Source organism: Pelovirga terrestris, from assembly GCF_014773365.1.
In the GTDB taxonomy this organism is placed as follows: Bacteria; Desulfobacterota; Desulfuromonadia; order Desulfuromonadales; family Geopsychrobacteraceae; genus Pelovirga; species Pelovirga terrestris.
This window is the reverse complement of sequence record NZ_JACWUN010000023.1, coordinates 1-20,178: the sequence shown is the minus strand read 5'-3', so window position 1 is coordinate 20,178 and position 20,178 is coordinate 1. Positions and strand designations below refer to the sequence as shown.

16 protein-coding genes are annotated in these 20,178 nt (G+C 53.4%); 8 read left to right on the top strand and 8 right to left on the bottom strand.

Annotation, left to right across the window (positions count from 1 at the left end):
* Positions 1 to 363: 363 nt before the first annotated feature.
* From ICT70_RS14340 to ICT70_RS14305, 8 genes are all read right to left on the bottom strand, one after another.
* A complete protein-coding gene (locus ICT70_RS14340; RefSeq protein ID WP_191157825.1) occupies positions 364 to 792 on the bottom strand; it encodes a response regulator in 429 nt (142 codons plus the stop codon).
* Positions 789 to 3,482 carry a transporter substrate-binding domain-containing protein gene (locus tag ICT70_RS14335; protein WP_191157823.1) on the bottom strand — a complete coding sequence of 898 codons (2,694 nt, stop codon included), beginning with the start codon at positions 3,480 to 3,482 and terminating at the stop codon, positions 789 to 791. The genes ICT70_RS14340 and ICT70_RS14335 overlap by 4 nt, the downstream gene beginning before the upstream one ends.
* 73 nt (positions 3,483 to 3,555) lie before the next feature.
* Positions 3,556 to 4,704: a sensor histidine kinase gene (locus tag ICT70_RS14330; RefSeq protein WP_191157821.1), complete on the bottom strand. Its 1,149-nt coding sequence runs from the start codon at positions 4,702 to 4,704 to the stop codon at positions 3,556 to 3,558.
* A complete protein-coding gene (locus tag ICT70_RS14325; protein ID WP_191157819.1) occupies positions 4,701 to 5,813 on the bottom strand; it encodes a cobalamin B12-binding domain-containing protein in 1,113 nt (370 codons plus the stop codon). Before ICT70_RS14325 ends, ICT70_RS14330 begins: the two co-directional genes overlap by 4 nt.
* A 287-nt stretch (positions 5,814 to 6,100) precedes the next feature.
* Complete coding sequence (locus ICT70_RS14320) at positions 6,101 to 7,210, bottom strand: GGDEF domain-containing protein (protein ID WP_191157817.1); 1,110 nt, start codon at positions 7,208 to 7,210, stop codon at positions 6,101 to 6,103.
* A 20-nt stretch (positions 7,211 to 7,230) separates the two neighbouring features.
* The gene (locus tag ICT70_RS14315; RefSeq protein ID WP_191157814.1) at positions 7,231 to 9,273 is read right to left on the bottom strand and encodes a PAS domain-containing sensor histidine kinase; all 2,043 of its coding nucleotides are present in this window, start codon (positions 9,271 to 9,273) and stop codon (positions 7,231 to 7,233) included.
* Positions 9,274 to 9,277: 4 nt separating this feature from the next.
* Positions 9,278 to 11,812 carry a chemotaxis protein CheB gene (locus ICT70_RS14310; RefSeq protein ID WP_191157812.1) on the bottom strand — a complete coding sequence of 845 codons (2,535 nt, stop codon included), beginning with the start codon at positions 11,810 to 11,812 and terminating at the stop codon, positions 9,278 to 9,280.
* A gap of 265 nt (positions 11,813 to 12,077) precedes the next feature.
* A complete protein-coding gene (locus tag ICT70_RS14305) occupies positions 12,078 to 13,601 on the bottom strand; it encodes a diguanylate cyclase domain-containing protein (RefSeq protein ID WP_224747085.1) in 1,524 nt (507 codons plus the stop codon).
* 322 nt (positions 13,602 to 13,923) lie between these two features.
* Between ICT70_RS14305 and ICT70_RS14300 the strand changes: the two genes are divergently transcribed.
* Genes ICT70_RS14300 through ICT70_RS14265 form a run of 8 tightly spaced genes read left to right on the top strand, consistent with a single transcriptional unit; the run spans position 13,924 to position 19,945 of the window.
* Positions 13,924 to 14,502, top strand: a complete 579-nt coding sequence (locus ICT70_RS14300) for a DUF3833 domain-containing protein (protein ID WP_191157810.1) — start codon at positions 13,924 to 13,926, stop codon at positions 14,500 to 14,502.
* Positions 14,486 to 15,040, top strand: a complete 555-nt coding sequence (locus ICT70_RS14295; protein WP_191157809.1) for a chalcone isomerase family protein — start codon at positions 14,486 to 14,488, stop codon at positions 15,038 to 15,040. The genes ICT70_RS14300 and ICT70_RS14295 overlap by 17 nt, the downstream gene beginning before the upstream one ends.
* Complete coding sequence (locus ICT70_RS14290) at positions 15,040 to 15,477, top strand: nuclear transport factor 2 family protein (protein ID WP_224747083.1); 438 nt, start codon at positions 15,040 to 15,042, stop codon at positions 15,475 to 15,477. The genes ICT70_RS14295 and ICT70_RS14290 overlap by 1 nt, the downstream gene beginning before the upstream one ends.
* Entirely contained in the window at positions 15,474 to 16,190 is a 717-nt protein-coding gene (locus ICT70_RS14285) for an SDR family NAD(P)-dependent oxidoreductase (protein ID WP_191157807.1), read from the top strand. Before ICT70_RS14290 ends, ICT70_RS14285 begins: the two co-directional genes overlap by 4 nt.
* A complete protein-coding gene (locus ICT70_RS14280; RefSeq protein WP_191157805.1) occupies positions 16,187 to 17,428 on the top strand; it encodes an NAD(P)/FAD-dependent oxidoreductase in 1,242 nt (413 codons plus the stop codon). The genes ICT70_RS14285 and ICT70_RS14280 overlap by 4 nt, the downstream gene beginning before the upstream one ends.
* A complete protein-coding gene (locus ICT70_RS14275) occupies positions 17,425 to 18,162 on the top strand; it encodes a DUF1365 domain-containing protein (RefSeq protein ID WP_191157803.1) in 738 nt (245 codons plus the stop codon). Before ICT70_RS14280 ends, ICT70_RS14275 begins: the two co-directional genes overlap by 4 nt.
* A complete protein-coding gene (locus ICT70_RS14270; RefSeq protein ID WP_191157801.1) occupies positions 18,159 to 19,421 on the top strand; it encodes an SAM-dependent methyltransferase in 1,263 nt (420 codons plus the stop codon). Before ICT70_RS14275 ends, ICT70_RS14270 begins: the two co-directional genes overlap by 4 nt.
* Complete coding sequence (locus tag ICT70_RS14265; protein WP_191157799.1) at positions 19,418 to 19,945, top strand: DUF2878 domain-containing protein; 528 nt, start codon at positions 19,418 to 19,420, stop codon at positions 19,943 to 19,945. The genes ICT70_RS14270 and ICT70_RS14265 overlap by 4 nt, the downstream gene beginning before the upstream one ends.
* Positions 19,946 to 20,178: the final 233 nt, after the last annotated feature.

Here is a 20,178-nt window from a genome sequence, read left to right as displayed (position 1 = left end):
CGAGATCTTTACGTTCTTGCTTTGTCAGAGTGACTCGGTATCTCGGTGCCATGGCAGCCTCCTTGGGTTGCCATGATTATACAACAGTCCGCATATTTACGAAACTTTAAATGTTACACGGTACTAGCCCTTCATCGTATTGACGTAACAAGATTTCCGGCCCAACCGGTCTGTGAATCGAAAGTATTTCGTAAGTTGCTCCAGCTTAAATTATCATCCGGCCAGCCGGTTCAGAATATTCTGCTTTGCCAGAAATACCAGCCTGAATCGTCGAGCTGGGTTTCCGTGTTCTTATGGTTGTGAGTTATGCGACGGCAAAACAACCTGTGTGACAATGTACAGATTCAGTCAGTGTTTGTCAGCTCACCGTTGTAGCCAGGCGACACATATTTCACCAATCATATGAACAAACATGTTAAAATCCACCGGCTTGGTTAAATATTCATCAACACCACAGGCGCGTGCTTCGGAACGATCTTTTTCGTTACTGGAGGTTGTCAGTACCACTACGGGAATCGCTTGAAGTTCCGGATCCCGCTTGACGATGGCAAGAACTTCAAGTCCGCTGACATCAGGCATACGCAAATCAAGAAGAATTAGGTCAGGTCGGGGGGATACGGCCGGATTTTTAAAGGGTCCGCGGCGATAGAGATAGTCAAGGGCTGCCCTGCCATCGTCAACCTGCTGAAGCAGCACATCACCAAGAATGCGTTGAAGTGCTATTTCGACGATGGTCGCATGTGCAGGATCGTCCTCTGCATGCAAAATGACCCTGGTTTTTTTGTTTGTCATATTGTTGTGTCCTGATTTATCAAAGAGTCCGGCAGGGTAAAGTAGAAGCAACTCCCCTTGCCGAGTCCTGCCGATTCGACCCGGATGGTGCCCTGGTAGCGTTCAACTATCTTTTTCACCAGGGCCAGCCCCAGACCACAGCCGTCACTCTCCGGATGAAGCTGAGCAAAGAGGCCAAAAATTTGTTTACTGTGTTTAGGGGCGATGCCGATACCGTTATCACAGATAAAAAATTCCGGTTCTTTGGTACTGAGGTCAACCCCGACAATAATGCGCGGCTTGGGTTGATCTCCCCGGTATTTAATGGCGTTTTCGATCAGGTTCTGCCAGATCTGCCCGAGTTGTAGCGGATCGCCAAAAAGCGACAAATCCTGGGGTTCAACCACAACATCAATGGCATGATCACGGATCGGCCCGGCCAGGGCCCTCAGGGTTGAATCGATTAACGAATGAAAGTTGATACGCTGCGGCGCGGTTTCTTTTTGCCCGGTTCGTGACAGCCGCAGCAATGCGCTCAGCAGTTGATCCATTTTATTAATACCGCCACGGATGAAGTTGAGATCTTTTGCCACCCGTTCAAGGTTGTTGGCGGCGATATCCTCCTGTAGCATTTCCAAAAAAGAACTGATGGTGATCAGCGGGCTTTTCAGGTCGTGGGACACAAGGTAAACAAACTGTTCCAGTTCTTCGTTCTTCTGTTGTACTTCTGCCTCAACCGCTTTGCGCAGGCTGATGTCACGAATGACTCCGACCTTGTGCGTTCCCTCTTTCAGTTCAACTTGGCCAAGAGACAACTCAACGCTGATTTCATGGCCTTCCTTATGCCGTGTCGTCAGTTCAAAGGCGGCCGCGCTGCCATTACCCATCGCTTCCTGTTCAGTGAGGGTTATTGCGGCCAGGTTTTTTTCGCGAAGATCCTCAAAACGGAAAAAAGAATGTAGGTCACAACCGAGAATCTCTTCCGGCTCGTAGCCGAAAATGTTTCGCACGGCTGGATTGGAAAAAGCTACTTCCCCTTCAGGATTCATCATCAATATGGCATCCTGGGCCGTATCGGTGATGGCCTGCAGCCGCAGCTGATCTTCGTGAATCTGTCTGGTCTGAAGCGCAACCTGCCGGCGCAAGGTCCAGGACCATAAAAGGATCGCCACCAGCACCAGGACCAGGGGACTCAGGATGATCGCAGAGTAGCGCATGGCAACCCACAAGGTGTCCGGTTGGTGGTAATGGGCTAACCACTTGTCATGTATGCGGCGATATTCACCATTGGTATGAATCGCCTGTAGCCCTTCATTGAGTTTGGCCAGCAATGCCTGCTGCCCTTTTTTGACAGTGTAGGCATAATTACGCTCCAGCAGGCTGTCGCGTCCGAGTTGGATACTGGTCCAGTTATTTTTCTCGAACAGCGCCAGGGCGGGCAATCGTGCCACCAGAGCACAATCATGGCGGCCATCAAGCAGCTGCTGGAGTGCTTCTTCCTGCGAATCCACCAGGGTTAATTGTGCAGACAGTCCTCTGTTTTGCAGCTCCTCAACAATGACATCGCCACGCTGGGCCACCAGGCGCAAACCGGCCAGCTCGGCGTAAGATTCGGGGGCAGGACGACCTCCCCGTCGAACGGCACTGACATAATGGGTGAGCAGGTGGGAGGGACCGAAATCAAACTGCTGACTGCGTTGTGGTGAGTAGAACATCCCCTGAATAATATCGATTTCACCATCGGTAAGCTGTTTCACCACCTGATCCCAGGGGCCCAGACGAATCTCGATATCAAGATGGGTTTCAAAGGCGATGGCCCGTGTCAGCTCAGTCAGAAAACCGGATGGATTTCCCCGGGTATCGAGGTATTCATAGGGCGGGAAATTGATATCACCTCCGACAATGAGGCGCTGCCTGGCCGGCAACTGTAATGCGGCAAACCATTTGGCGTGCAGCCGTTGATAGGTGCCGTCGGCGATGATCAGAGACAGCCCCTCATTGAGCAGGGCCAGGGTCGCCCGATCACCGTCTTTGACCGCAAAACTGAAATCCTGGCGGAAACCCTCAATCGGCCGGTCAATCACCCGCAGGGTGCTGAGGCCGGTCTCCTGCAACAGGCGCAGTGCGACCAGACGCTGCATAACGACGGCGTCATAGCTCCCGGCATGCAGGGCCTGCAGTGCTTGTTCAAAGGTAGCGGTGGTGAAAATATGTATACCGCGATCGGTTCGCCGTAGGAACTCCTCCGCATTATCCCCCTTCATCACCGCGACCCTGCGTCCTCGTAAATCGTCGAGGGTGCGGATGCCATCGGTATCAGTACGGACAACAATAGCGCCGTGCAGGGACATATAGGGAAAGGTAAAATCGAACAGGGCCTCGCGCTCCGGGGTCCGTCCGACCAACGGCAGGGCTTGAATTTTGCCGTTTTCCAGCAGGGCTCTGACCTCCGTCCAGGTGCCGGTGCGAAACGTGACATCGCGTCCCATGGCCTTGAGAGCTGCGCGCAATAATTCCACCGAGAAGCCGTCCACCCGGCCATCGTCAGTAACGATGCTAAAAGGAGGATAATCAATCTCGGCGGCAGAGGTGATCGGGTCGTTGGCCATAAGGGTCACTGCAAAGAACAGCTGCAACAGCAGTGCAGCAACGATCGACAGCGAGCGCAGACCGCGCACCTTTGCGCCAAGATAAAGACTAAGAGGTGTCATGTTGCCATCTTTTCTATGGGTCGGTGTAGTGTTTGAGTGATCCCTTTTGTCGTCAATCTACGCTCTTTGTTGATTAAGACCTGTTGCTAACCACCGCCCCCGGCAGGGTAAAGCGGAAACAGCTGCCCTTGCCGATTCCTGCCGATTCCACCCGGACTTTACCCTGATACCGTTCGACAATCTTTTTAACCAGAGAAAGTCCCAGGCCCGTGCCGGGGTTGTTTTTACTGAGCTGGGTGAAGAGCTGGAACACGCGCTCGGCATGTTCCGGTTTAATCCCGATCCCGTTATCACGGACATAAAAAACAACATCGTGCCCTTCTGGCGTTGCTCCGACCACAATGTGCGGATGGAGTTGGTCGCCCATGTACTTGATGGCGTTTTCGATCAGGTTCTGCCAGATCTGACCCAATTGCAGCCGGTCACCGGTCAGGGTCAGCGCTGTTTCATCGATGGTGACATTCACCCCACGCTGTTGCAGCGGGCCGGCGAGCGTTGCCAGACAGGTAGCGATCAGTTCGGTGTAGTGGATGTTTTCAGGTGGGCTCTCGACCCTGTCAATCGCGGTTATTTGCATCAGGCCATCGAGCAACTGTTTGAGCTTTTGTCCCGCTTCCTTAATAAAGGTCAGGTTCGATTCAATTTCATCACTGCGGCCACCTTCCAGGTCTTTTTCAATCTGACCGACAAAGGCGTTGATGGTAATTAGAGGGGAATTGAAGTCGTGGGCAATGATCGAGGCGTATTGTTTGATCTCGTCATTCTTTCTTTGCAACTGGCCTTGTGTCTGCTTAAGGACCCGGTTTCTACGGTTAAGTTCGCGCGTCAACCCGGCCAGTTCATTATTCAGCAAGCTGATGGTGCGCATGACGTCAGAATCGGCGAGGATCGCCTGCTCGCCGTACATCAGATAGCCATCCCGGGTCGGGTGAAAAGAACACTGTAGCGCCAGGGAGTTATGGTCAGCAAGAGTGAAGTTCAGTTGTAATGGCGATTTTTCTACCGGATTATCGTCAAGTAATGCCCTGCTTTCCGCTAACAGGAGATTTTTCAGGTTGGCATCTTTGAGGTTGTCATCGCGCTCAATCAAGTTTTTAAAAGCCTGAGTATAGTCGATGATGCGCGTGTCGGCAGTCAGGGTGACCAGGGCCACCTGGGTGGAACCATCAAGCCTGGCGGCGATGAAATCAAGATGATCGGTCATTGTGGACAGGTTGATCATGCAGCACTCCGAAAAGTCCGCATTAGCTGGCGGGCTTCTACCAGATCAGCGGCGCAGGCATCGGCTCCAACCTGTTTCCATAATTCTCTAGGTCCGCTGAAGGCCCGACCCCCGACAATAATCTTGATTGAGGCCATGTCGGTATCCTGGCGGATCTGCCCGATCAGTTCAGCCACCTGATTGATATTAAAGGGCATGGTGACGGACAGGGCCAGTACGTCGGGTTTTTCTATTCGCAGATGATCCAGCAGATCAGCAGCGGGAACGTTGGCACCCAGATAGCTGACGTTCCACTTGTCGGTTTCGAGGATGTCAGCAATCATCATGGCACCGATTTCATGATATTCATTAGCGCAGGCAGCAACCACTGCGCGACCACGGTAGCTCTCCGGTCCAATCAGCACCAGATTGACCGCGGCCATGACCCGGGTCACAATGGCCGAGGCCAGATGCTCCTGGGCGACGGATATCTTGTTCTTTTCCCAGAGGATGCCGACTTCATAGAGGGCCGGTTGCAGTACCTGCAGGTAGAAATCGATAATGTCTTCAGGATGTTTAACCCGGGTTGTTGCCATCTTAAGGCAAAGGCGGTGGTCACCGCGCAGGGCCGCCACCCTGAACTCATTTTTGCGTTCGAGCCAGTCACTGTCAACCGCGACAAGGACATCGAGTTCCTGTTGTGAGAGCTCAATCAGGGTGTTGTGTTGACCAATCATCCACTGATAAATGAAGATGATGGCGGACTGTAGCTCGGCCGGGATGAATTCTTCGACGGCAGTGATCCAGCAGCGCAATTCCAGCGGGAAATACTCATAGGAAAATCCACGGTTATGATAGACGCGATAGACCCAGGGAAGGGTCTGTGCCAGTAGCTGGTAGTTGCCAACGGTGAAGACCGTGGCCATAAAGGCGCCATGATGGCGATGATTCTCGTACATCATTTGCAGTGGATTGCCACCGATCATGTTGATAATGCCGGTCTGTTTGCGCATGTTTTCGTCGACAAAAGCCGTCATTTCGGGCAGTTGTTGTTGATAGCAGGTGGCTGCAGCAAGAGTGACTGGGGGCAGCATAGATGCGTGATCTTTGACGTTGCTTAGTGACGGCATGGGTATACAGCCTTCCGGAGATGAGAAAGAGTGGCACCTTATCAAATAAGGCAGGGTTAATCTACTTCAGGCGGCTGATCTAGTCAAAGTGATTTTTATGAAAATTCTGTATCTGATCAGCACCGGAACCCCGAGCCTGCGCGCAGGACTGCAGCTGAATAATTACAAAGAGATATAATATGATGGTGTAACAGGTTTTGGGTATGGTGGATTTATCTTTCCGTGTCTTTCCGCGTTTTCCGTGGACTCAGGCTACCGACATTTTTGGCAACACGCCTGATCGGGGCTCAGGGAATCAGGCGTACACAATTCCTGCCTGCCGCCTTGGCCGCGTAAAGACTGCGATCAGCTGCTTTAATCAGGCCTTCGATGGCGGTCATGGCCGGGGTCCTTGTGGCCACGCCGACACTGATGCTGCCTTGCCAGTATCCCTCACCGGCGGGAATCTTCAGGGTATTGATGTGACCGTGAAGCTGTTGCGCCAGATACATGGCTCCGGCGGCATCGGTTGACGGGCAGATCAGCATGAACTCATCACCACCTAAGCGGCAGACACTGTCATCGGTGCGCACCGTCTCGGTCAGCTCGCGCGCCAGGACGCGCAACACCTCATCCCCGGCATCATGACCGTAACGATCATTGACCTGTTTGAAATTGTCGGCATCAATCATCATGCAGGATAATGGTTGCTGGTTGGTCGTCGCGTCCTGCCACAGTAAACGCAATATTTCCATCGCCCGACGGCGGTTGGCCAGCCCGGTCAGGACATCCGTGGAAGCCAGCATTTCGAGGTGGGTGTTGGCCTTCTCAAGTTCATGGGTGCGGTGTCTGACCTTTTCTTCGAGGGAGCGGTTCAGCTCTGTCAATTGGTAATTGCGCTGCGAAACCTGTTCAAACAGATTTTTCAACGAGCGCAACAACAGGGCCGTTCTTTTGTCGCTGTGTCGCCCTTCCAGCGCGTAGGCCGCTTGCGGGTCGGTGCCGCCGGCGATGGCCTGGAGCTGTCTGGCCATCGCCATATCGGTGCCCATGATGTGATAGGCCACCCAGTTAAGAAGGAATTCAAATAAGTGATTACCACCCTCTTGCTGGTCGTTGAGGTAATTCTGGTACATCCGCCCGACTTCGGCGATAAAGCGTTGATGCATCCGGGTGTGTTCGGTAACATGACGGGGGTCGATACGGGACTGACTCATCAGTCGTTCTTCTTCTTCAAAGTGATAACAGGTGTAATCAACCAGTTCGTCATAGAGGGTGGCGACATTCTTCTCATTGACCCGCCTGTGGGCGACGGCATCGCCGAACGCATTGATCAGATTCAGCAGATGCTGATGTTGTCGATCCGACTCTTCAAGACCGGTATCAAGCAATGGGGTCCATTCAAATAGTGGTGTCATAAGGGTTCGCTTTCAGTTGTTCACTGGGGAATATAAGCCGCGGGCAGGGTAAATTTGAAGCAGCAACCCTGCCCGTCGCCTGACGATTCGACCCAGATGTTCCCTCCATGCTTTGCTACGATCCGTTTCACCAATGCCAGACCCAGCCCACTGCCTTTGCTGTTGCGATCGAGTTTTTCAAACAGACCAAAAACCTTTTGGTGAAATTCTTTCGGGATGCCGGGGCCGTAATCGCGGATGTAAAAAACAGGTTCAGGGCCAGATTCTAAACCGATGTCGATATAGGGGTTGTTGTCCGTTATGCCATAGGTCAGGGCATTGTCAATCAGGTTCTGCCAGACCTCCAGCAGACGGGAAGGGTCAGCATGAAGGAACAGATCCGTGTCAACCAGGCGTATCTGAGCCCCGCTCTCCTGGATCTGCCCCTGGACCAGCATCAGGGTATGTTCCAGTAATCCATTCAGGGAAACCTTCTCCGGCTGGTCGGCAACCCAGCCCAGGCGTGACAGGCTAAGGAGATCCTCCAGCAGCATGCTCATGCGGTCTGTAGCGGTGCGGATATGGTCAATATCCTGATCGATTTTCTCCGTGTCGCCGGCGCGCATATCCTGTTCAAGAAAACCCAGGAAGGTTTTGACCGTCACCAGCGGACTTTTCAAGTCGTGGGATACGGTATAATTGAAGCGTTCCAGTTCTTCTGTGCGTTGCTCCAGTTCAGCGGTGCGCCTGGTCAGGGCCTGCTCCATCTGCTTGCGTTCGGTGATCACCTCGCTGTAGAGAACAATGCCGCCGATGGTGCCATCAATCTCGTACCAGGGACAACAGGACCAGCGGGTATAGTCCTTCTGACCATCTTCGCGGACAAATTCGTCATCGTCACCTGCCAGGATCTCACCGGATAAAGCACGTTGATGGATGGCACGCCATTTTTCCGGGATATCGGGGAAAACTTCGTAGTGATGCTTACCGATGAGGTCTTTTCGATTGACCCTGTACTCGCGAACAAAACGATCACTGACAAACAGAAAATGCAGATTGCGATCGAAGACGGCAATGCCATTAGGGTCATGATGAATAATGTACTTCATCAAATGGTACCAGTTTTTAAGGCGATCTTTGCTCAGTTTTAGCTCTTGTTCCGTTCTTTTGGTCTGGGTAATGTCGCGAATAATACCGACAGCGTGCCACTCTCCCTTGATCGCAACAGCAGAGAGGGAGAGCTCGACATCAAGCAGTTCGCCACTTTTGTGGCGGGCTTTCAGGTCAGTGGTTTTGCCGATGGCATTCCCTTTGCCGGATACCTGAAATTCCTTGATGGCCGGGTGGTAGTCGGGAAGATAGTGTTCGGGAGCAAGCAGTTCATGGAGGGGTTGCCCGAGCAGTTCCTGCGGGGCGTAGCCGAGAACCTGTTTACAGGCCGGATTGCAAAAAGTGACCAGGCCGTGAGAGTTCATCATCAGGATAGCATTGCGGGCGGCGGAGGTCACGGCACGCAGTTGGGCCTGGCTGTCTTTACCGGCTGCTTCGGCCAGTTTGCGTTCGGTACGGTCGATCACATTGCAGGCCAGACACTCTTCCCCGGGAAGCTTTTGCCCCTGTACCTCAACCAGCAGGATGTCACCGGCATTGTTGATCAGACTTAAGTCGAGAATCTTGCCCTGGGGACTTTTGCAGAAGGCGGGGAGGCGCTGACGTAACACATCTGCACTATCGCTACTGCAATAACTTGCCAGATATTTATGGCGTAAGTTGCCGGCGGGGTAGCCCAGCATGGTGGCGAAGGAGTCATTGAGCTCCTGGATTTGTCCACGGTTATCAATGGTGACGTAGCCGATGGGAGAGCGGTGGTAAAGGGCATTGAACCGTTCCAGGGTCTGCTGCAGCTGCTGCTGGGTTTCCCGCAGTTGCTGATTCTGCAGTTCGAGTTCGGCCTGGTAGACGCGCAGTTCGTGGAGAATCTCAATCCCCTGTTGGTCGTCAGGATTGCTGCCTGCGAGCTGGTGCAGACGCTCTTCGGCCTTCAGCCGCAACTGCTGCAAATGGGGGTCGACTGGGGCCGGCATGCCTTCAGTCCTTTCGTGGTTGGCTGCTTGATGCAAGCAGGCTCAGATCAAAAAAAGTCAGGACAATGCCGGCGTAGGCATTGGAGGCAATTTTGTAGGGGATGACGCGCAGCAGATATTCCTTGCCGTTTTTATCGTGGACACGGTGTGCGCATTCTTCTTCCGGCGCCCGACAGAAGTTGATCAGCACTTCCAGGTCCACGTCGACCAGGTTATGGGCAATATCAATTAACGGCCGCCCGATGTCCTGCTCGATGATGCGGAAAATCTGGGAGGCTTCCGGGGTGATGCGCCGTACTTCGAGATTTTCATCGAGATAGATGGTCGGCATTTTGATGATGCTGATGAGATTATCCAGATCGTTGTTGGCTTCGGTTAGTTCCGTTATCTTACTCTGATATTCGGCGTTGACGGTGTAGAGCTCCTCGTTGACTGACTGCAGTTCTTCGTTGGTGCTTTGCAATTCTTCATTACTCGACAGCAATTCCTCGTTGGTGGCCTGTAGCTCTTCATTGGAGGTTTCCAGCTCTTCGACCGTGGCCTGCAGGCTCTCCTTGGAAAATTGCAGCTCATGCTCAAGGTCAATAATCCGATCAGCCGTTGCTGTGCCCACATTGTAGTCGTTGCGCTCAGTGCCGCCATGATGGCTGATATCGTCCTCAATAAATACGGCGACCAGTGCTTCCATGCCGGCCTTGCTGGTGACCGGACAGATTTTGACCCGGATAGGGTCGCTGCCCTCGCTCAGGCGGATATTGCTGTAGTTGAGCTCCTTTTTTTCACGCAGCACCTTCTGGATGCCGGTGGTAACCGGGATGGATAGCTCCCGGATCAGCAGGCGGCTGATGTCAGCCTGAATCTTGCCGGATGGAATGCGCAAAAAACGTTGTGAATCGCCCATCACATGGAGCAGATCGTTGGTGCTGTTGACCAGCATGGCAAAGGGGATGTAGTGCTCGGCGATGACATTGAGGAAGCGTTCCAGCAAACGGTCGTACAGGTAATCGCGCATGCCTGCGCCCATGCCCGGCTTGATTCCCTGCCCACTCATGCGCCGATTCAGATCAAACAGTTCCGAGTGGCGGTGGTGATGATCCGGCAGACGTTTTAAGCCCCGTGAGCGCAGAATTTTCCATTTTTTATCAAGGGTTTCAAAAAAGGTGTCCGCATCGCCGACGGTTTCACTACTGCCGAGAAACAGCAGCCCCTGTGGCACCAGAGAAAAATTGAAGAGGTCAAGAACCTTCAGCTGGCTGCTTTGCTGAAAATAGATGAGCAGATTGCGACAGCTGACCAGGTCTATTTTGGTAAAAGGCGGGTCTTTAAGCAGGTTGTGCTGGGCAAAAACGATCTGTTCGCGCAGCGGGCGCACGACCTGATAGCCCTTGTCGGTCATGACAAAATACTTTTCCAGCAGGTCACGGGGCAGATCGTTAATTACCGCTTCGGGGTAGAGACCGATGCTGGCAATCTGGATGGCGTCCCGGTCGAGATCGGTGGCGAAGATCTTGACCTCTTTGTCGATCTGAAGCTGCTGAAGGATTTCATTGACCACGATCGCCAGACTGTAAGCTTCTTCCCCGGTGGAGCAGCCGGCGGTCCAGATGCGTACTTCCCGTTCTTCGTGGCGTTGCAGCAGGTCCGGAAGATATGCCTCTCGCAACAGCTGGTAGGCTTCCGGGTCCCGTATAAAGCTGGTAACACCAATCAGCATTTCTTTGAACAACTGCTCAATTTCAGACGGGTAACGCTGACAATAACGCAGATAATCCTCAATGCTGTCGATGTGATTGATGGTGATCCGGCGTTCGATCCGGCGGACAACCGTCGAAGGTTTGTAGAGGCTGAAATCAACCCCCTGGCGTTCACGCAGCATCTGAAAAAGGCGGCTCAAGGCATCCTCGTTGTGCAACAGAGGGTTCTGTTCCTGGGGGATGGTTTTAATCGGATGGTTGGCGTAGCTTACCAGCTGTGCCGGGATCTGCTCGGGAGGCAGGATGAAGTCTTGCAGGCGGGCGGAGATGGCACTGCGTGGCATGCCATCAAAACCTGCGGTTTCGGGATCCTGGACGATGGTGAGACCGGCGACCTCCTTGATGGCGCGCAAACCGCGGGTGCCGTCACTGCCGGTGCCCGAGAGGATGATGCCAATCGCTTTGCGCCCCTGATCCTGGGCAAGGGCCTTTAAAAAGAGGTCGATGGGGTAGTTCATGCCCCGCTGCGCCGGATCTTTTTCCATCAGGGTCAACCTGCCCTGATAGATTTTCATATCCATTTTGGGCGGGATCAGATAAATGGCATTGGGTTTAACCGGCATGCCGTCTTCGGCCTGATAGACGGGCATGACGGTTTTTTTGGACAGAATTTCCACCATCAGGCTTTTGTAGTCGGGAGAAAGATGCTGAACGATAACAAAGCCCATGCCGGTATCCGCAGGCAGATTACGAACCACCGTTTCAATGGCTTCCAGTCCACCGGCAGAGGCACCAAGGCCGACAATGTAGTGAGGTTTAGCCACAGGCTGTACTTTTTTTGCCACGGATGATCTCCCGCTGATGCAGATAAAAATCGTTGTCGACAACGACCCTAAAAGGGTGAGGCAGGAACAATTGTTAGGTCGATATTAAGCGGACACTATAAAACAAGCAACGGTCAGCGCCAACAAATTTTCGGCGTAAATCAAGGTTGTTGCGGCGCCCGGATCATTGAACGGTGGGGCCATGAGAAAAGGGGGAGCCGCGCAGAGCGAGGTTTTTTTTGGTTGCGCTTGTTGTTTTTGGGGTTGACCAGCAAAAACCATTGGCCTAACTGTCAGGGCTTGACGGGTTTTCTGACCCTTGCTGGTGATGAATTGGTAGCGCCTGATCCTCCTCGGGATCATAGATGTGACAGCAGTTTTTGCCCAGGAGCTTGGCCTGATACATAGCTTGATCGGCCTGACGTAATAGCTGATCGGCGGCCAGGGTGTCGCTCGGGGCGAAAAAGGCCACCCCGATACTGGATGAAACCTGAAGGGTTTGCCCCTGGTAGTCAACCGGTTGCGCCGCGGCGGTCAGCAGTCGTTTTATATAGGCGGTGCTGGCATGGGTGGTTCCCAGATCCTCGAGAATGACGACAAATTCATCGCCCCCAAAACGGGCAATGGTGTCGCTTTCACGCAAAGCTGCCTGCATTCGCGCCGCAATGACTTTGAGCAGCTGGTCGCCGGCGTCATGGCCGAAGGTGTCATTGACTGACTTAAAACCGTCCAGATCGATATAGGCGATGGCCAGGGATTGTTCGTGGCGCTTGCCGTGGACGATCGCTTGCTGAAGACGATCATCAAACAGCTTGCGATTGGGCAAGCCGGTCAGGGTGTCGTAATGGGCGAGCAGCTCGAGCTGCTTCTGATGTTCTTTAAGGGCACTGATATCGGTATGCAAGGCAACGTAGTGACGCACAGCACCAGTGCCACTTCGGACGGCGCTGATGGTCAGAACAATGGGCAGGAGGCCGCCGTTTTTGTGGCGGTTGAGGATCTCGCCGCTCCAGTGCCCCTGCTCGGCCAGGGTTTGCCACATGAGGGCATAAAATTCCGGGCCATGTTCTCCTGATTTAAGCAGGCGCGGATTGCGGCCGATGACCTCCTCCCGTTCATAACCACTGATACGACAGAACGCCTGGTTGACATCAAGGATGGTTCCTTCAGGATCGGTGATGATGACCCCTTCCCGAACATGGGTGAAAACGGTCGCCAGCTGTTCCAGGGCAAGGTTGGTTTTTTCCAGCTCCTGACTTTTCTCATGCAAGGCGTCCTCGGCCTTTTTGCGCTCGGTCCGATCGATCAAGGTGCAGGTGAGATGTTTTCCGTCAGGGAGTTTGCGGGCCTGCAGTTCTACTTCGAGAACCTTTCCGGAAGGCTGGGTCAACGCCAGATTTAGCGTTTTCCCCTGGGGCCGGCTGAATAGCGCCGGCAGCCGCTGCCGCAACACCGTGGAGCTGTCTTCCGCGCAAAAGTCTGCCAGAAAGCGCCGCGGCCCCTCGTGGGCGGGGATACCGAGCATGGTTGCCAGGGATTCATTCAGATCCTTAATCCGACCCTTGTCATCGATGGTGACAAAACCGACCGGGGATTGGTGGTACAGACAGCTGATATAGTCCAGGCTGTCCTGGAGCTGCTGCTGGGTTTCGCGCAACTCGAGATTCTGCATTTCGAGTTCCACCTGGTGGATGCGCAGTTCATATTCATTGCGCTGTTCGTCGTTGGCGATTTTTTGCTGAAAGAACTGACGGATCTTTTTTTCCGCTTCGTCCCGGTATTTTTGGGAGGGGTCATCATCGTACATCATCGCGCCACCTGTGCAGGGAAAAGACACCATCCCATGATTTTTTGCGAGGGCAACACACCAAGCCAACCCGTTTTTATGACATAAACATTAGATCATATCTTTTTTAAAAAAGTCCAGACCCCTGGCAGCACATTTAGGCAGCAGATAGTTTATAAATATCAAGCAAGTATAAAATTGTCCTGGACAAAAAATAAAATTCTGGATATCTTACGAAAAAGGTAATTTTTGTTTTGCCTGCGGCTGGACTGGCGCAGGCTTATCAAGCAGCCATTGATTGATATTTCCGGTCAGTTTTGATCAAAGGCCCTTCAGGAGTTTAGTTATGGTAAACAAGTTCATCCCAATGGCTATAGGGCTGGTAGCCCTGATTTTTCTGGTTTCCGGCTGTTCAACTGTTGATGTCAAACGCTACGCCGGGCAACAGCCGGAGTTTGACCTGTTTGACTATTTTATCGGTCAGACCCGCGGCTGGGGCATTGTCCAGGATCGCAAAGGGGAATTGGTGCGCCAGTTTGTTGTTGATATCAACGGCTATCTCAACGCTGCCGGTGAGCTGGTGCTGGATGAGCAGTTTGTCTGGAGTGATGGCGAGCACAGTGAGCGGATCTGGACCATCACCAAGACCGGCCCTCACGAGTTTATTGGGCGGGCAGCGGATGTGGTCGGTGTCGCTGAGGGAGAGGTTTATGGTAATGCCTTGTTCTGGACCTATGTGCTGAACCTGGAAGCCCGTGGATCAACCTGGAAGGTGCGTTTTGATGACTGGATGTTTTTGCAGCCGGATGGTGTTTTGCTCAACCGCGCAACCATGTCCAAGTTTGGTTTTGAGCTGGCACAGGTGACGATTGCTTTTCAATCGATCGATTCCACAGGAGGTGAAGAGGGTGTCGATAATAAATAAAAGCTTACTGCTGGGGTCGCTACTGCTGCTGGTGTCGGTCGCGCTTGTTCATGCTGATCCTGCGGATGATCTGGTGGTTCGGGGCGAAGGTAATGTGCGCTACCTGGGCTTTATCCGGGTTTATGATGCTGAGCTGCTGGCCCCTGCGGATGCCGGGTTGACGGATGTACTGCAGGCCCGACGCTCTTTTTGTCTGCGTCTGACCTACAGCGTTGATCTGACCGCCGAAAATTTTATCACCGCCGCTGAAGAGATTCTGTCGCGCCAATATTCCCAAAGCGAGCTTGCAAGTTATCGGCCGCTGATTGACCAGCTCCATCAGGCTTATCGGGATGTCGGCAAAGGGGATCGTTATCGACTCTGCTATGATGCTGATCATCAGTCGACCCAGTTGATTCTCAATAATGAAATCCTTGTGAGTATTTTTTCTCCGGAGTTTGCTATTCTATATGCCGGGATCTGGCTGGATGCCGAGCAGCCGTTGGATGCAGGATTACGCAAGCGGTTGCTGGCTTCACTGACTGACAGGCGAGGGTAATGATGGCACTGGAACCGGCACTGGAACAGTTTTTTAATACCTACCAGCGACTGAACCGCGACAACCTGGATCTGCTTGGCGGAATCTACAGTGACGATATCCGCTTCAGTGATCCGGCTCACAGCCTCAAGGGTTTGCCGGCCCTGCGTGATTATTTTGCTGAGCTGTATGCCAATGTCGAGCAGATTCGTTTCGACTTTTCCGCGCCCCGGATCAGCAACGACCAGGTGTTTGTGCAGTGGGTGATGCGGTTGCGTCATCCCCGTTTGAACCGTGGGGGCGAGATCGAAGTGCCGGGCATCAGTTGTCTGCATTTTGCTGAAAATGGACTGGTTGATGACCACCGCGACTATTTTGATCTGGGCCTGTTGCTCTACGAGCAGTTGCCCCTGCTGGGTCCTCTGGTGCGGGCAGTTAAAAGGAGGTTTTCGGCATGAAGATTTTGATTACCGGAGCAACCTCGGGTATCGGTCGCCAGTTGGCTCTTGATTATCATGCCGTGGGGCATGAAGTGTGGGCTTTGGGGCGTTCACCGGCAGCGCTGGCCGAGCTTGAGACGCTGGGGATCCATTGCGCTCAGGTGGACCTGGAAGACCGTGAGGCGACGCTGGAGTGGTTTGCCGGTCTTGAGACCCTTGACCTGGCGATCCTGTCAGCCGGCAACTGCGAATATATCGATCTGCCCGCCTTCGATAGTGCCCTGGTGGCGCGGGTCATGCGCGCCAACGTTGAATCCCTGGCGCACTCCATCGAAGGGGTCCTGCCGGCCCTGCGTCATGGCAGAAACCCTCATTTGGTCGGCATCGGCTCATCTGCTTCCTACCTGCCTCTGCCGCGGGCTGAGGCTTACGGCGCGTCCAAGGCAGCGGTGGCCTATATGCTCGATACGCTGCGCATCGGTCTGGCCGCAGAGGGGATTCGCGTCAGTCATGTCGCTCCCGGTTTTGTCAAAACCCCCCTGACCGATCGCAATGATTTTCCCATGCCCTGCCTGGTTACCGTGGAGCAGGCCAGTCGTGCCATCCGCAAGGGAATCGCCGGTGGTAAAAAGGAGATTCATTTTCCCAAACGCTTTACCGGTACGATGAAATTGCTCTCTGTGCTGCCACGCTCGGTGTGGCTCGCCCTTGCCCGAAAGATGGTCAGATGAAAAAACGTATTGCTGTTATCGGCTCCGGCATTGCCGGTTTAACCGCAGCCTATTATTTAAGTCGCAAATACCAGGTGACCCTGTTCGAGGCAGACCGGCGTCTCGGCGGGCATACCCATACTGTTCAGGTGGAATGGCAGGGGGAGCAAAGTGCTATCGATACAGGGTTTATTGTTTTTAATGATCGTACCTACCCCGGCTTTATTCGCTTGATGGACGAACTGGGGGTCGATTATCAACCCACCGAAATGAGCTTTTCGGTTACCAACCCGGCCCTCGGGCTGGAGTATAATGGTAATAATCTCAGCAGTTTGTTTGCCCAGCGGGGGAATCTGGTGAATGCCGGCTTCTGGCGCATGCTGGCGGACATCGTGCGCTTTAATCGGCAGGTTCGCCAGGCCGCCATTGAGTCGCCGGCAGGCACTACGCTGGGAGCTTTTCTCGATGGTCAGAGGTATGGGGCCCTGTTTATCGATAACTATCTGCTGCCCATGATCTCGGCGATCTGGTCGACGGACCTGGAACAGACGCGTGAATTTCCCCTGGTGTTTTTTGTGCGTTTTTTTGAAAACCACGGATTGCTTAATCTGGTTGATCGACCCCAGTGGTACACCATCAAGGGGGGATCAAGCAGCTATATTGAACCCCTGACGGCCCCGTTTAACGAGGGAATTCGTCTGGCTACCGGCGTCGAGACGATCACCCGCCATAGCGATGCGCTAACAGTGGTGGCTGCAGGGCATGAGTATGACTTCGATGAGGTTGTAATGGCCTGTCATGGTGATCAGATGTTATCGATGCTGGTTGAACCCAGCGCGGATGAGCAGCGAATACTTGGAGCCTTTCGTTTTACCGCCAATGATGTGATTCTGCACACCGATCAGCGCTGGTTGCCCCAGAACCTGCGCGCCCGGGCGAGCTGGAATTATCATCTGCGGCAGCCGGGACAGGGTCGTTCGACCGTGACCTATTACATGAACCGGCTCCAGTGTCTTGAGAAACAACATGACTACCTGGTCACGCTGAACGAGGATATTCCGGAAGAGTCGATTATCGGTCGCTACCAGTATGATCACCCGATCTTTGATCTGGAATCGATCAGTGCGCAGGAGCAGTGGTATAAGATTTCAGGAATCGATCGTATCCACTATTGCGGGGCCTGGTGGCACAACGGTTTTCATGAAGATGGGGTCCAGAGTGCCCTGCGGGTCTGTACGGCTCTGGGGGTGTCACCATGACCTCGGCCCTCTATGTCGGGCGGGTCGCGCATCAGCGCTTTATCCCGCGCGAGCACCGTTTCTCCTACCCGTTCTTTATGTGGTTTCTCGATCTCGAGCAGGTCGATGAGCTGCCTGATCTGGGGCGCTGGTTTTCGGTAAAACGCTTTGCCCTGAGCCGTTTTTTGCGCTCCGACTATCTGGGGCCGACGAGCGAGCCGCTGCATCTGTCGGTTAAACAGCGGCTGCTGGAATTGACCGGCATACCGGTTGAGGGAACCGTCTGCGCTCTGCTGAATCTGCGTACCCTGGGGCTGTACTTCAGCCCGGTGAATTTTTACTTCGGCTACGATCGTGACGGCCATTGTACTCACATGCTGGCTGAAGTCTCCAACACCCCGTGGAATCAGCGTCATTATTACGCCCATCTGCTGGAACCGGGGCTGAGTCAGCGCGCCAACCCCAAACAATTTCATGTGTCTCCCTTTAACCCGATCAACCAACATTACCGCTGGCAGATTGAACCACCGCAGGAACAGGCACAAATTGTCATTGACGTTGATGATGAACGCGGACACCTGTTCCGGGCGTTGATCAACCTCAAGCGCCGGCCCCTGACCCTGTCGTCGGTGCGTCAGCAATTGCTGCGCAAGCCGGTGATGACATTGTCGATCCTTGCCGGAATCTATTGGCAGGCGCTGAAATTATATCTGAAAAAAGTTCCTTATGTTCCGTATCCAAAGGAGTTGTCATGATTTCATCTACTCTGAATTCCCGCTTTGTCGTTGGCCGAAACAGTGCGGCCACCAGGGTCCAGGCTTGGTCACGTTCGTTGCTGCATCGGCTGTTGCAGCATCTTTACTATGGCCAGATTACCCTGATTGAAGGAGACCATCAGGTCACCTTTGGTCAGGATGCTGATTTTCATGCCCAGATCCAGGTCAATGACCCGGCCTTTTACCCAAAAGCAGTATTCGGCGGGTCGATTGGTGCCGGGGAGTCCTATATTGACGGCGATTGGGATGCTGATTGTTTGACCACCCTGGTGCGCATTGTTGCTCGCAACAGCCAGCTTCTCGACCGGTTGGAAGATCGCTGGGCCTGGCTGGTCCGTCCCTGGCAACGGGCGAAACATCTGTTGCGCTGCAACAATCGCTCCGGCTCTAAAAAGAATATCCTCGCCCACTATGATCTCGGCAACTCGATGTACGAAAGCTTTCTCGATCCGACCATGATGTACTCGGCGGCGATTTACCCCAACGTCGAGAGTCGCCTCGAAGACGCAGCCGTTTATAAACTTGAGCACATCTGTCGGCGCCTTGATCTTCGTCCCGAAGATCGGGTGATCGAGATCGGCAGTGGCTGGGGCGGCTTTGCCATCCATGCTGCAAGCCATTACGGTTGCCACGTTACCACCACCACAATTTCTGATGCCCAGTACCAAGAAGCCCACCGCAGAATCGCCGCTGCCGGGTTGGAGGATCGCATTACCCTGTTGAAACAGGATTACCGCGATCTGGAAGGAACCTACGACAAGCTGGTCAGTATCGAAATGATCGAAGCGGTCGGCCATCGTTATCTGCCACAGTTTTTTGCACAATGTAATCGGCTGCTCAAGCCCGATGGCATGATGCTGTTGCAGGCAATCACCATCCAGGACCAGCTTTATCAGCGCTATCTGACCAGTGTCGATTTTATTCAGGAGCATATTTTTCCCGGCGGCTGCCTGTTGTCAAATCATCATCTGCTGAAGCTGATGAGCGAAAAAACCGACATGGTCGTGCGTGGTATTGAGGACTTTGGTCTGGACTACGCCAGAACCTTAAAAGATTGGTATGATCGTTTTATAGCAAACTTCAATAAAATTGAACAAAAAGGTTTTGATGAACGGTTCAAGCGCCTGTGGAGCTATTATTTCTGTTATTGCGAGGGAGGATTCCGAGAAAGAGCGATCAGTGTCGTACAACTGACTGCCACCCGTCCCGGCCATCTGCAACCCCTGTCCAGATCATGAATCCGCTACTGAATATCGCCATTTACCAACTGATCTGGTTTGTTGCGGTGCTGGGTGGGGAATCGCTGGTGTGGGTGGCGATGGTGCTGATCCTTCTTCACTTTGGTCTCACTCCGACCCCGAAAACCGATCTTGTTCTGGTCGTTCTGGTGCTGTTCATCGGTGTTCTGATTGATGGCACCCTGCGCCTGTCCGGGTTTTTTATCTTTGCCGAAGATCGATTTCCCATCCCTTTGTGGCTGGGATGTCTCTGGATGGGGCTGGCCACAGTGTTCAATCATAGCCTGGGATGGTTAAAAAATCGCCTGTGGCTTGCAGCGCTACTGGGCGCTATCGGCGGACCGGCGGCCTATATTGCCGGTGGACGGCTCGGGGCCGCTGAGTTCAGTGTGTCACTGCCATGGTCGATAGCGGTATTGGCGATCATCTGGGGACTGCTGGTGCCGGGATTGGTATGGTTGAGCAGTAAGATTGTGATTGCCGGGGATCGGCCGTTGAAGGTTGTTAAAACACGAGCTACATAATGCTGTGAAAATTGTTTGGTCATGGTGATGGATTCTGCGACTACGCTTCGCTCCGCGCAGAATGACTCCCGCTCTTTTCCATCAACGTCCTTCTTTGTCATCCTGCGCGAAGTCGCAGGATCCATTTTGGGATGATGCTATAATTGCTCAGTCCACCCAGTCCGCAGCAAGATCCGCCCAGTCGGGGTTGTCTCTTTCAATCAGTGTCGTCTTCCACTGCCTGTTGCGGTTTT

Bases quoted from the DNA above. Each gene is read 5' to 3' on its own strand.
- ICT70_RS14340 (WP_191157825.1), bottom strand. From the start codon at position 792: ATGACAAACAAAAAAACCAGGGTCATTTTGCATGCAGAGGACGATCCT.
- ICT70_RS14335 (WP_191157823.1), bottom strand. From the start codon at position 3,482: ATGACACCTCTTAGTCTTTATCTTGGCGCAAAGGTGCGCGGTCTGCGC.
- ICT70_RS14330 (WP_191157821.1), bottom strand. From the start codon at position 4,704: ATGATCAACCTGTCCACAATGACCGATCATCTTGATTTCATCGCCGCC.
- ICT70_RS14325 (WP_191157819.1), bottom strand. From the start codon at position 5,813: ATGCCGTCACTAAGCAACGTCAAAGATCACGCATCTATGCTGCCCCCA.
- ICT70_RS14320 (WP_191157817.1), bottom strand. From the start codon at position 7,210: ATGACACCACTATTTGAATGGACCCCATTGCTTGATACCGGTCTTGAA.
- ICT70_RS14315 (WP_191157814.1), bottom strand. From the start codon at position 9,273: ATGCCGGCCCCAGTCGACCCCCATTTGCAGCAGTTGCGGCTGAAGGCC.
- ICT70_RS14305 (WP_224747085.1), bottom strand. From the start codon at position 13,601: ATGATGTACGATGATGACCCCTCCCAAAAATACCGGGACGAAGCGGAA.
- ICT70_RS14300 (WP_191157810.1), top strand. From the start codon at position 13,924: ATGGTAAACAAGTTCATCCCAATGGCTATAGGGCTGGTAGCCCTGATT.
- ICT70_RS14290 (WP_224747083.1), top strand. From the start codon at position 15,040: ATGATGGCACTGGAACCGGCACTGGAACAGTTTTTTAATACCTACCAG.
- ICT70_RS14285 (WP_191157807.1), top strand. From the start codon at position 15,474: ATGAAGATTTTGATTACCGGAGCAACCTCGGGTATCGGTCGCCAGTTG.
- ICT70_RS14280 (WP_191157805.1), top strand. From the start codon at position 16,187: ATGAAAAAACGTATTGCTGTTATCGGCTCCGGCATTGCCGGTTTAACC.
- ICT70_RS14275 (WP_191157803.1), top strand. From the start codon at position 17,425: ATGACCTCGGCCCTCTATGTCGGGCGGGTCGCGCATCAGCGCTTTATC.
- ICT70_RS14270 (WP_191157801.1), top strand. From the start codon at position 18,159: ATGATTTCATCTACTCTGAATTCCCGCTTTGTCGTTGGCCGAAACAGT.
- ICT70_RS14265 (WP_191157799.1), top strand. From the start codon at position 19,418: ATGAATCCGCTACTGAATATCGCCATTTACCAACTGATCTGGTTTGTT.